The organism is Candidatus Hydrogenedentota bacterium, from assembly GCA_019637335.1.
GTDB lineage: Bacteria > Hydrogenedentota > Hydrogenedentia > Hydrogenedentales > JAEUWI01 > JAEUWI01.
In genome coordinates, this window is the sequence record JAHBVV010000002.1 from 207826 (window position 1) to 219933 (window position 12108).

At 61.6% G+C, this 12108-nt stretch carries 8 protein-coding genes and 1 tRNA gene; 2 read left to right on the plus strand and 7 right to left on the minus strand.

The features are described from left to right. Positions 1–59: 59 nt before the first annotated feature. Complete coding sequence (locus KF886_04380) at positions 60–833, minus strand: hypothetical protein (GenBank protein MBX3176575.1); 774 nt, start codon at positions 831–833, stop codon at positions 60–62. A gap of 610 nt (positions 834–1443) precedes the next feature. On the opposite strand from KF886_04380, the gene KF886_04385 reads away from it, so the two are divergent. Both KF886_04385 and KF886_04390 read left to right on the plus strand, forming a co-directional pair. Next, a tRNA-Ser gene (locus tag KF886_04385) sits at positions 1444–1527 on the plus strand. Positions 1528–1653: 126 nt separating this feature from the next. Then, positions 1654–3144: an FkbM family methyltransferase gene (locus tag KF886_04390; protein MBX3176576.1), complete on the plus strand. Its 1491-nt coding sequence runs from the start codon at positions 1654–1656 to the stop codon at positions 3142–3144. Between the two features lie 28 nt (positions 3145–3172). Here KF886_04390 and KF886_04395 read toward each other — a convergent pair whose 3' ends face one another. From KF886_04395 to KF886_04420, 6 genes are all read right to left on the minus strand, one after another. Continuing rightward, a complete protein-coding gene (locus KF886_04395) occupies positions 3173–3961 on the minus strand; it encodes an SDR family NAD(P)-dependent oxidoreductase (protein ID MBX3176577.1) in 789 nt (262 codons plus the stop codon). Positions 3962–4535: 574 nt separating this feature from the next. Then, on the minus strand, positions 4536–5411 hold the full coding sequence (locus tag KF886_04400) for a hypothetical protein (GenBank protein ID MBX3176578.1): 876 nt from the start codon (positions 5409–5411) through the stop codon (positions 4536–4538). Positions 5412–5438: 27 nt separating this feature from the next. Beyond that, entirely contained in the window at positions 5439–5702 is a 264-nt protein-coding gene (locus KF886_04405) for a hypothetical protein (protein ID MBX3176579.1), read from the minus strand. After that, positions 5695–6354: a hypothetical protein gene (locus KF886_04410; GenBank protein ID MBX3176580.1), complete on the minus strand. Its 660-nt coding sequence runs from the start codon at positions 6352–6354 to the stop codon at positions 5695–5697. The genes KF886_04405 and KF886_04410 overlap by 8 nt, the downstream gene beginning before the upstream one ends. A 93-nt stretch (positions 6355–6447) precedes the next feature. Continuing rightward, positions 6448–9831, minus strand: a complete 3384-nt coding sequence (ileS, locus tag KF886_04415; GenBank protein ID MBX3176581.1) for an isoleucine--tRNA ligase — start codon at positions 9829–9831, stop codon at positions 6448–6450. 1651 nt (positions 9832–11482) lie between these two features. Beyond that, entirely contained in the window at positions 11483–12058 is a 576-nt protein-coding gene (locus KF886_04420; protein MBX3176582.1) for a carbohydrate-binding protein, read from the minus strand. Positions 12059–12108 lie beyond the last annotated feature (50 nt).

Here is a 12108-nt window from a genome sequence, read left to right on the forward strand (position 1 = left end):
AACTGAGGATGCGCAAGCCTCCCCGTACGGAGCGCCGGGAGGCGACCCCACACGGAGATTCAGGCCCCCTCCAGCGCAGCCAGTTTCGTCAATACCCGCGCGAAGGCGCGCAGGTCCTTCATGCCGAACGGATTCAGCAAGGGGTTTTCGGCGAGGCGTAACATGCGATAGCGCCGCGCTATTCCCAGGAGGCATGGCCGGATGGCGTTTCGCGATATCGCTTCGTATTGACCGATCAGCGCGGCGTAGGAGACCTCGAATCGCATGCTTTCGGCGTGAATCAGGAACAGAATGAGATCGCGGAGCCGCATGTCCTCAAAATGTGCGCGATCAACATTCTCCTCGAAGTCGATCAAGTAAACGGACTCATCCTTATATGTGAAGTTCTTCAGTTGGGCGCCTCCGTGCGCAATCTCGTCACGGTGGAGGCGGGCCAAAACTCTCATGGCCTTCAGTGCGTAGTAGTCCGCATTCTCCTGATCTTTACCGATGACCTTGTGGAGGGGCTCACCCACATCACGGGTGACGAAATAGCGAGAGGCTCGAAATACGACCTCGGGCACGGGGAACTTCTTATTGCGCAGCCGCGCCAGCTTACTGACTTCGTAGGCCATGGAGGAGGCGATATCGGGGAATATGGTGGGCGCGATCAGCGGGTTGCGCGATGCGCGATAGAGCAGGGATTGCACCCGGTGGCCCATGTGGCATTTTCGCACCCTATCGGTCTTCACGAAGAAGCGCGCGCCATCTACCTTGATGCTGAAGACGCGTCGCCGCTGCGCATTCAATACGGCGTCGCTCAGGACAAAGGGGCTATCGGCTGAAGCTTGCATGATTTCGACCTCGTCCCGCCCCCCCATCCCCTCTTTCGGAAGATAGCATAACTCGGGAGTGATCGCAAGACCCGCCCGCCGTGCGCATGGACGCCCCCGGAGAGCACTGGGCAGCCTCTGGCGGCGATCAGAATTTGTGACCACGGATTGCAGGGCAGCCTTTGGCCGAAACCAAAGGAAGACTGGACGCCTTTCCCGCAATCGAGGGAAAGCATTGGGTAGTTCAGGCGCCGCATTCGCATATCCGCCTTCGCGGGCCTGAGGCTCCCGTAGAGGTTTCCCGCACAATTGAACTAGATTTCGCCCAAGGCTGAAAGCCGTATCATGGTGGGTTGCCGGTGAACTTCAGCAAACGGGATTTCCTGGCTTTCCCATACGCTGTATGCGGCAATATCAGAACTTCGCCCGTTTTTCCCATATGCGTATATGGGTTGCTGGTTCAAGAAATCTGCCGAAGAAGCAACCACACGACGGATTGTCGAATTGGTTTCCGCCAGCCCATCGTCTCAGGGGTCACCTTGGGTTTTGTTTGCGCAAGCCCGCTGCGCCGCCCGCGCGCCCATGGAAATCCCGGCCCGATTCGCGTAAAATACCGCAACAGCCTACTCGCGGAGGAGTAGCATAATTGGTAATGCAGCGGTCTTGAAAACCGCCGCCTTCGGGCTTGCAGGTTCGAGTCCTGTCTCCTCCGCCATATGTATTGTTCATCCCGCCGCGCGCCCCCGAAAGCGCCCGGCGGGATTTTTGATGTCCGGCGTCCCGCGCCGGGCGCGTGGTAAGATGGGGGCGCGCCGAGGGCGGCGCGAGGCCGAGGGAGAGCATGAACGAGCACGAACAAAGAAGCGGGCTGTCCGACGCCATCGTGTCGGCGCTCCATGCGCGGCCCGGTCTCCGCGCGGCGCTCTGGCGGCTGCTGCGCCGCGATGGGGGCCGCGCATTGCGCGAGGGGCTCCAATCCATTCCGTCCCGCGAATTGGAGGCCTTCCTCGACGAACTGCTTTCGGAAGACGGCGATCGCGCGTTTCAACGCTACGCCCTTTCTCGCGACGCCGCCCCCCTCCGTGCGCTGTTGCGGGCGGACGCCTACCGCGCCTTGCGGGAGGCCCTGACGCGCAACGGCGGCGAGGCCCTGAAGGCGGTCGTGCTGGATTTGGACCCCGCCTGGCTGGGGCGCCTCGCCCGCGCGCGCGGCGGCCGCGCGATCGCGCCGGTGCTCTTCGAAAACGGCGCCGAGCTGCTTCGGGCCACCTGCCGCCACCAGGGCGACGGCGCGCTCGCGCCGGTGCTGGCGGAGGACAGGCGCTACCTGAAAGGCCTCTCCGAGGCGGCGCGCAACGAAATCGCCGGCCAGCTCATTCGAGACGGGGCGCGCGTCCCCGCCGCCGATTTTGACGCGCAGCCCGCCGCACTGGAGCAGGCCCTCGCCGCGCCGCGCGCCGCCGCCATGGCCGCGCTGGCCGCGAAATGGGAAGCTTTGGCAGACATCGTGGCGCGCGATCGCCCGGATATCGGCGCGCGCTACCGGGCCGCGCTGCACGCCATCGAATCGCCGGAACACGTACGCGGGCGCGTGCTCGACGCCATTACCGACGGCGATGTGGTTCATCTGGCGCACGGCGCGCTGCGTTTCTCGGATCGCCACGCGCTCTGGACCCAGATCCACGAGATCCTCCTGAACGAGGACTACTACTTTACGTGCGATTCGGATGCCCCGGTGATTATCGACGCCGGCGCCCACATGGGCCTGGCGATTTACTACTTCAAGGCGCTTTACCCCCACGCGCGGATTACCGCGTTCGAGCCCGTGCCGGAATTGTGCGACCTGGCGCGCGAGAACGTCGCGCGCAATGGCTGGGAGGACGTGGAAATCCTGCCCTTCGCCCTGGCGTCGGCGGCGGGGAGGGCCACGTTCCACCGCTCCCGGAGTTGGAGCATGGCGGGGTCGCTATCAGCCCACCGGGCGGAAATGGGCGATGCCCTGGAACCCATCGAGGTTGAGTGCACTCGCCTGAGCGGCTACCTCCGGGGTCCCGTGGATTTCCTCAAGCTCGACATCGAGGGCGCCGAGGACGCGGTGCTCGAAGAGGCCGCGCCCATGTTGGGAAACGTGCAAAACCTCTTCTGCGAGTTTCACGAGGGCCCCGGATTCGCGCGCGGGCGGCTCGCGAAGATCCTGGGCATCCTCGACACGGCCGGATTCGACGTGCAGCTCGGAAAATCGCACAACTACCAGGAGACGTCGCGGGTGCGACCGCTGGCCCACGTTGGCGGCGCCGCGTCCATGGTGATCTGGGCGCGCCGGCGGGGCTGAACGCGTTGGACAGAAAGAGGGAGCGTGGTCAGTACGCCGCACAGGTGGCGTACAGGCGCTCCACGGCGCTTGCGTCCTCGATGAACCGGCACGCGCGCGGGCGCCCATGCTCATAATAGCGCCCGGTGGATTCCAGCCCCGCCGGATCCGTGGCCAGCCACACCGGGGTCGCCGCGCCCTCGTCCGGGGATTCGTGGCCGCCGAACCCGAGGTTGTTGCTCAGCGCCGAATTGACATCGCCCGGGTGGCAGGCGTTCACCACGATGTTGTGGGGCCGCAGCCGCGCCGCGTGCGCCGCCGTCAGCATCCGGTTCGCCTGCTTGGACTGCCGGTAGGCCGCGTCGTTGTCGTAGGGCCGCCGCCGGAATTCCAGGTCGTCCAGGTCCAGGCCGCCCGCCCAATAGCTCGCCACGTTCACCACCCGCGACGGCGCGCCCGCCGCCAGCGCCGCCGTGAACGCCTCGATCATCCAGAAATAACCGAGCACATTCGTCGCGAATTGAAGCTCAATGCCCTCCGGCGTTTCCTCCCGGCGCCGCGGGGTGGCGGCGGCGTTGTTCACCAGCACATGCAGCGGCCCCGTCCAGCGCGCCGCGAACGCCTCCACCGACGCCTTCCGCGAAACGTCCACCAACTCAAATCGCACCGCCTCGTTGCCGGTCGCCTCCTGAATCTCCGCCACCGCCCGCTCCGCCTTCCGCGAATCGCGCGCGGCCAGCACCACCTCGAAACCCGGCGTCGCCGCCAACTGGCGGGCGATCGCCTGGCCGATGGCGCCGGTAGCGCCCGTAACGATGGCGATTTGCTTATCCGTCATGGTTGCGCCCTTTCCCTTCGAGCGAACGGGACCGCTCATCCTTGATTCCTTCGGCACGCAGCCACCGTGGCTCCGTCCACCATCGAATCACGGCTTGGGGATATCTACCCTTTCGGCAAAAACCGACAATAACAATCGAGCGAACAAGGGGTGACCAATTGCATGGCATATAAGACTGAAGTCGGTAAAGTGTTTTATTATAACAACTTACAGTATTCTTAGAGCGTCAGCAGGAGCATTCGTCTCATCAAGTGACACAAAAGGGTGTCCACTGAGCTAAGCCCAATAGGGCACGTATCTCATGTGTTTCTTGCCAGCACTCTCGTCGTAGAGTTTCACCAGACCTTCCTCGATTGTCTGGCGTATGATTCGGGAAGCGGCCCCGCGATTCTTGGGTCCAATGCCCAGGCGCTTTCGCAGGCTGGGCCGCACGCCAGAGTGCTGGAGAGGAGAGTCAACCGATCCAATCTTAGAATGCAACTTGGCGCCGTTCATTGGGGCACCGGTGAGGTTCGGTTTCATGCGGAATTCCGCAGGTCGCGAAACAGCGGCATAGCGAGAATAAGTCGAATTATTACTGCTTCGTCGACTTCTTGAAAGCCGCGTCCGCCGCCAGCTTCCGGCACACCTCCTCCGCAACCTCTTCACCGCTCTTCCCTGACAACACCACGCGTCTCATGACTTCTCTGACACTACTCAGGATTTGTTCCTGCCTGGTAGGGATGTGAATATTGCGAATGTATTCGGCCAGCGCGGTTTTCTCGGTTGGGATTGTTTCACCAGTTTTTCGCGCCTGTTCGGCTGCCTTTAGCCGATCATGTTTTTCCCAGCCACAGGCACCCGTCAGTATGGTTTCGATTACTTCATCTGCGTCCTCCTCCGGCCAGTCTTGAGTTGCAACTCGACCATAAATACTTCCGACCAGCCACCCGAGTTTGGCTCGAAACTCTTCATTAAGCGCGAGGACGCGGGCCGCAACAATTCTATCATAGTACGGCTCGGTAGGAACCACCACCTGCCTGCGCAATAGGGCACAAAGCGGCTTCTCAAGGCTAAACTGATGTTCTTCGTGGAAATAGAAGTACTGGGGCTCATTGTTGTTTAGCAGCTTCTTGAGAAAACCGGCGTGCTTATCTTTGTGGTTTATTCCGCATATGCCAGCACGTTTGGAAACCTCAAGGGTCTGAGTTTTGGAGATTCTCTCTCCAATTATTTCACTCAACGAAATCGCTGGAACTAATGCTATATGATCTGCCTTTATACGCTGCTTGACCATGTCGCAACTCTGGGTCACAACAATAATATACTCTACATTGGGAGGGAGGGTGGAAAGTTCTGCAATGACGCCGGACTGCTCCAATTCTTTTCGCTCAATTAAATCTCCCTGCTGGAGATCTCCGTTAGGCGCAGCATACGTGAAGTGGATAGGATTTGGTCGATTAGCATCCATTGGTGCGCCACCCAGAACGAAAGCCCCTTAGAAATCTGTAGTAGTTTCGGTTTCTGGTACGCCCAAATTGTAGAGCCGATTCAGAATACGTATGCGTTCGTATTGAACATCGTATCGGACCTGCAAATCGATTGCTGCATCAGCCCGGATCACAATTTCTCTATCCGGCAAGTTATCTCCATTTCCCTTGCCAGACTTGGCGCGCACATCCGGGTGAACTTCATCGACCTCCTTGTAATCATCAACGTATACCTCGTTAGAGGTGCCATTTGCTGGGATCGTACTAGTCATCGTTGAAATCCTCCAAGTCCAGTTCAAAGTTGTAGACTTTCTTCAATAATTCGAGTCCTTTCTCGTATCGCGAGATTATCGATCCGGACAGCTTTTCCTTCAATTCGTCAGGGCGGTCATTTGCTGATATGGACCGGTGAAAGTTCATATCAATATCTACCTTGACGTCCTCGATCAAGGCCAGCGTGAGATTGAGAATTGTCTGGTCGTCAATTTTTATTTTTCGAAAAATTTTCCTGTCTAAAGTCTCGCAATCGAACTTACTATACTTCTCATAGTCGTCGGCATTGAAGAGGCTGTGATCAAAACCTCCACTCGAATCATCAAGGAAATGGAAATTGACCCCATAGCCTGTTACCGGTGTGTGGGGAAGTGTTTCGAGTGTCTTTAGAGCGACATCTTCGAGAATCTTTAAGTCCTCCTCGTTGCCGGCCGCGGGATGAAACACGATGCGATCTTGAGCGGGGACGAGAGTGAAGCGCTCCGTTATCATCCGAAGTCGAACAGGGAATCCCCTGCTGAATCCGACTTGGATCTTGATATCGCTTTCATCTTTTTCGATTAAATTCTTTGCAACCCACTCCGCACTGAAAATGTGAGGATTCCACTGGCCCGTTATGACTATCGACCACTGCTCGGTCATTGCCTTCATGGTAAGTACCCCAATCTAGCCGTTGCATTCCAACCTAACAATACGCTGGCGTCAGCTTTCATTTCAAAGTTCAGGGGGCTGTCGATTCACGTCTCACGCCACCACACCCAGCTTCACCGCGCTGCCCTCGATCTCCACCTCCTTCGCGCCATCACCCGCCGCGCCGCATGCCAGCGCGCTTGCCAGCACTTCCTGGGCGATGTAGTCCTGGTGCTTCGCGATAGCGGCGTTGAGCGCGTCGTCTGACGTTTCGATGGTCACCCGGATCCGCGCGTCGTACGCCAGGTTCTGATCCTTCCGGATGTCCTGCAGCGCGCGGACCACCTCGCGGACGAGGCCCTCCTGCTTGAGCTCCTCGGTGATCTCCGTGGCGATGACCACGACCAGTTGTTTGCCCTGGGCGGCGGCGAAGCCTTCCCGGGGCGTCAGGCGCACGTCCACCTCCTCGGCGGTGAGCACTTCGGGCCTGCCGTCGACTTCGATCGTGACGCCGCCCTCCTGCACCTGCGCGGCCAGGGCGGCGCCGTCGGCCTTCGCGAGGATCTGGCGCACCGCCTGCACGTTTTTTCCGAACCGCGGGCCGAGCGCCTTGAAGTTCGGGCGCACCTCGTAGGAGACGTAGTCCTCCGGGCTGTCCGTAAAGGCCACTTCCTTGATATTGAGCTCCTCGCGGATGAGGTCGAGGTGGCTTTCGAGCGCCTGCCGGTGCTCCGGATTCGCCACCACCAGCTCGCAAAGGCCCAGCGGCTGGCGCACCTTGATGTTCTCCGCGCGGCGCGCGCTCAGGCCGAGCGTAACCGCTTCGCGCGTGAGGGCCATTTCCTCGAGCAGGCCGTGATCAATGTTCATCGCGCTGGCCTCGGGGTAGGCCGCCAGGTGCACGCTGTCCGCGGCGTCCGGAACCGGCCGCACCAGGTTGCGCCACGTCACCTCCGCGAAGAACGGCGTGAACGGCGCGGCCAGGCGCGCGAGCTTCACCAGGCACTCGTAGAGCGTCCAGTAGGCGTCGGCCTTGTCCGCGCTCCAGCCGCTCGCCCAGAAGCGCGCCCGGCTCCGGCGCACGTACCAGTTGGACAGGCTGTCCACAAACCCCGAGATCTCGCGGGCCGCCGGGTAGGTCTCGTAGCGGTCCATGGCCGCGCGCACCTCGACAATGACGCGGTCCAGTTCGCTGAGGATCCAGCGGTCGAGCTCGGCGCGCTCCGCCGGCGCGCGGTAGGCCGATTCGCCGCCGGAGCCGCCCTTCGGCGCCTTCACCGGGTCGGCGTAGATCTCGCGGAGCACCGCGTGGGGCGCGCCCGACGGGTCGAAGCCGTCCAGGTTCGCGTAGATCACGAAAAAGCTGTACACGTTGTACCAGCGGAGGAGCAGTTCCCGCTGGGACTCTTCCACGATGCGCTCGGAAAGGCGGCTGCTGTTCGTGGGCGGATTCTTCGCGATGAAACTCCAGCGCAACGCGTCCGCGCTGAATTTCTCGAAGAGGATCCCCGGCTCGCTGTAATTCTTAAGTCGCTTGGACAGCTTCAGCCCGTCTTCACCCAGGATATGGCCCAGGCAGATGCAGTTCTTGAAGGGATGCGGCCAGCCGCCCTTTTCCTCGCCGTGGACCACCGTGCTGATCGCCAGCAGCGCGTAGAACCAGCCACGGGTCTGGTCGATCGCCTCGCTGATGAAGTCCGCCGGGAAGCGATCGTTGAATTTGGCGTCGGAACCCGGCAGGTGCGGGTAGCCCCACTGCGCGAAGGGCATGCAGCCCGCGTCAAACCACACGTCGATCACTTCCGTCACGCGGCGCATCCGGCCGGCGGGGTCCTTCGGGCTCTGGTAATGGACCGCGTCGATGTAGGGCTTGTGCACCTTGAGGTGCTCGCTGAGCTCGGGGCTATCCGCCTTCGCCTTCTCCCACACCTCCGTGCCCCGCACGTCCGGCTTCGCCAGCAGCTCGGCGTACGACGAGACGCACTCCATGTGGCCCGTCGTGTCGCAGATCCACACCGGCAGCGGCGTGCCCCAGTAGCGCTCGCGCGAGAGCGCCCAGTCCACGTTGTTCTCCAGGAAGTTGCCAAAGCGCCCGTCGCGGATGTGCGCCGGTTGCCACGTGATTTCCTGGTTGTTCGCCAGGAAATCCCGCTTGAACTGCGAGGTCTTGATGAACCAGCTCTTCCGCGCGTACTGGATGAGCGGGTCGTTCTCCGCGCGCGGGCAGAAGGGATACGCGTGCCGGTATTGATCGTGCTTGAACAGCTGCCCGCGCTCCTTCAGCAGGCGGATGATCGCCTTGTCCGCCGCCTTGCAGAACTGCCCCGCGATCGCCGACCCATCGTAGGGGTCCACGTCCTTCACGCGCTCGTCGAAGGTTCCATCGGGCTTCACGTAGCACAGGAAGCCGATTCCCTTCTCCTTGCACACGCGGTAGTCGTCCTCGCCGAAGGCCGGCGCCATGTGCACGATGCCGGTGCCGGTCTCCAGATCGACGAAATCGCCCGCGATCACCATCCAATGCTTCCCGGAGGGCTGATCGGGGTTCTCCATGGAAACCGGCGCGCCATAGTCGAACAGTGGCTCGTAGGCCACGCCCAGCAGGTCGCTCCCCTTGAAGGTCTCCACGATCTCCGCGTCTTCGCCGAAGTACTTGCTCACCAGCGCCTGCGCCAGGATCAGCACCTCTGCGCCCCCCTCCGCCGCGTGCTTCACGGCGGCGTAGTCCGTCTCCGGGCCCACGCACGCCGCGCAGTTGCTCGAAAGCGTCCAGGGTGTCGTCGTCCAGATCAGCAGGCTCGCATTCTCGCCCTCCAGGTTCAGCGCCTGCTTGCCCGCGTCCGTCAGCGCCAGCCGCACCGTGATCGCCGGATCGTCCGTGTCCCGGTAGCCCTCGCCCACCTCGCCCGCGGAAAGCGCCGTGCCGCCCTGCGCCCACCACCACACCACCTTGTGGCCCTGGTAGAGCAGGCCCCGGTCAAAAAGCTGTTTCAACGCCCACCACACGCTCTCCACGTAGCTCTGGTGAAACGTCACATAGGCCTCGTCCAGATCCACCCAGAACCCGATACGATCCGTCAGCTGTTCCCACTCCTGCTTGTAGCGGAAGACCGACTCGATGCACGTGCGGTTGAACTTCTCCACGCCGTACTGCTCGATGGCCTCCTTGCCGCCGTCGATGATGCCCAGCTCCTTGCAGACCTCGATCTCCACCGGCAGCCCGTGCGTGTCCCAGCCCGCCTTCCGCTCGCAGAAATAGCCCGCCATCGTCTTGTAACGCGGGAAAATATCCTTGATCGTCCGCGTCAGGCAATGCCCCGGGTGCGGCATCCCATTCGCCGTCGGCGGCCCCTCGTAAAACACAAAACGCGGCGCGTCCTGACGCTGCGCCAGGCTCTTGTGGTAGGTCTGGTGTTCCTTCCAGAACGCGATCATCTCCTTCTCCGCCTGGGAGAAGTTAAACGGCGACGGCACGGGCTCAAAGGCTTCTTTACGCATGAGAAATGCTTTCCTGGCTGAAATCTTGTGGTATCGCCGCGCGGCGGCAACCGAAAGGCCACCGGTGGAAATCCACTGGCGCCTGGCGTTCGCGCGGATGGTGGCGGGGCCGCAACACGCTCCCCGCCATCACTCCGCCCGAAGTCCCGCGGGCGGCGGCCATTATTGCTAAATCAAATCGGCATGCACACTTCCAGACGATTTAAGAAGGATTTCGCGGCACGCGAAAGGAAATAGCATGGAAAAACACGCCGGGCTGAATATGATCGCCTTTTGGTGCGGGGGGGTGCAAGTTTTGGGCGGCGGACGGTCAGCGCAAGCGCCACGAATTCAAGGCGCAACCGATAGGGGACGGGAGGATGTGAAGCAGGAATTGGCACAGGGCGGCCCTCGCCGCAACCAAAGAAATGATCACCACGAAGGGCACGAAGACCACGAAGGAAGGAAGTCTCTTGAGGGGGAATTCTCCGTGCCAAAGTGTAAGGCGGCGATCCGGGTCGGGGTGCGAGATCGATGCGCGTGGCGGATCGGATTGGGAGCCACAAAGAGCACAAAGAACACAAAGAACCCAGCGCAACCTTGGGCCGCAACCGAAGAAATGATCACCACGAAGGGCACGAAGATCACGAAGGAAAGAAGTTGGAGAAGGAGTAACACTTTAGCGGAATGAAGCACCCACCGCCTTGGAGACGAATCTGGGTCATGACGGGCGTGAGTAGCAGGATCGTGGACATTCTTGTCCGCGGCAGGATGGGCGCACGACATCTCGTGATCGATGTATACGTAAAGAGGCGCGGGTCCCCAATGCTCTCGGTCCTGGGGACGCCGGGATTCTATTCCAGACCACTCACGTCGCTTTATTTCCCGATCTCCCGTTGCCGCGGACAAGAATGTCCACGATCCTTGCCTGCGGCGCTTGGACAGGCGGGACGCCTATCCTACATTTGCGCCTTTGGGCGCTGAACACAGCCGGGACGCCCGCCTCCGGCGCGTCATGGAGCTGTGCCACTTTCCCTTCGGGGTGGTTTTGGCGGGGGTGAGGGGAACTTTTTGGGGATGGCTCCCGTTGCCGCGGACAGGAATGTCCGCGATCCTTTGCGCCTCTCGGCGCATTGGACAGGCGGGACGCCTATCCTACAATTTGCGCCTGGCGGCGCTGAACACAGCCAGGACGCCCGCCTCCGGCGCGTCATGGAGCTGTGCCACTTTCCCTTCGGGGTGGTTTTGGCGGGGGTGAGGGGAACTTTTTGGGGGTGGCTCCCGTTGCCGCGGACAGGAATGTCCGCGATCCTTTGCCGCGCTTCCTCGTATGTTAACGCGAATGGACACGAATGAAGAAGGGAGCGTTTTGCTTTGGAAACCCGAGGCTGTGTTCACGGCATCAATGGGCTGTTCGAACCCGCCGCTCACCCTGCCTCGGCCCGGCAGGCCAGGCCACGTTGGCGGGTGATGAACGTGTGGGGCATTTGTGTATTCACGACGGGCGTCGAGATGGGACGGGAAGCCCACCCTCACCGCACAAGCGGATGACGGAGTTCGAGAGGGCGGATTACAGGGCGGTGGCCCATTGCGGGTGGAACAGCGCGCGTGTGATGCGGATGCCCAATCCGGTCGAAAGCGATTGCCTCGGGCTGGGGGGCGTGGCGGCGGACTACTCGGCGGGCTCAGCCTTCTTGAAGCGCACCAGGTCAATGTCTCCGATGCCGCCGGACTCGCCGTCCTTGTCCATCATGAGTTTCATGCGCTGGACGCCGGCCTTCAGGGTGACGCCCTCCACTTTCAAGGTTTCCAGCTTGTCCCAGCCGCCGGTATCCGGAATGGTGATGGGCCCGGTGACGTCGACGCCGTCGAACTGGATATGGAAGGTTCCGCCGGGCTTGTTGGAGGCGACGGGAATCTCCAGCACGTACTCGCCGGCCTCTTTCACCTCGACGGTGTAGATCAGCCATTCGGTTTCGCGAATCCAGCCGATGCCGTGTTTGTTGGAGGCGTCGGGCCGGGCCTCGATGTCCACGCCGGTGGGTTCGCGGTAATCCGCGCCATGGTTCACGTCGTCCACATCGAAGTAGGCGACGCCCGCCGGGCCCTCGTCGAAGTGCTCCGCCTCCACCACCCCGGGGATGACCTGCATCTTGCCCTTGTACGGCTTCGGCTCGGGCTTTTCCGCCCATGCCGGGGCAATCAGCGGGGAAACGGCGGCCAGGGTGAGGATGGCGAATCGATGCATGAGGGTGAGGTCCTTTATCTGTGGGCTGCGGTGCGGGGGCGCGCGCGACG

What these genes read in the sequence shown, in the direction of transcription:
- KF886_04380 (MBX3176575.1), bottom strand. Translation starts at nt 833, where the DNA reads ATGCAAGCTTCAGCCGATAGCCCCTTTGTCCTGAGCGACGCCGTATTG.
- KF886_04390 (MBX3176576.1), top strand. Translation starts at nt 1,654, where the DNA reads ATGAACGAGCACGAACAAAGAAGCGGGCTGTCCGACGCCATCGTGTCG.
- KF886_04395 (MBX3176577.1), bottom strand. Translation starts at nt 3,961, where the DNA reads ATGACGGATAAGCAAATCGCCATCGTTACGGGCGCTACCGGCGCCATC.
- KF886_04400 (MBX3176578.1), bottom strand. Translation starts at nt 5,411, where the DNA reads ATGGATGCTAATCGACCAAATCCTATCCACTTCACGTATGCTGCGCCT.
- KF886_04405 (MBX3176579.1), bottom strand. Translation starts at nt 5,702, where the DNA reads ATGACTAGTACGATCCCAGCAAATGGCACCTCTAACGAGGTATACGTT.
- KF886_04410 (MBX3176580.1), bottom strand. Translation starts at nt 6,354, where the DNA reads ATGAAGGCAATGACCGAGCAGTGGTCGATAGTCATAACGGGCCAGTGG.
- ileS (MBX3176581.1), bottom strand. Translation starts at nt 9,831, where the DNA reads ATGCGTAAAGAAGCCTTTGAGCCCGTGCCGTCGCCGTTTAACTTCTCC.
- KF886_04420 (MBX3176582.1), bottom strand. Translation starts at nt 12,058, where the DNA reads ATGCATCGATTCGCCATCCTCACCCTGGCCGCCGTTTCCCCGCTGATT.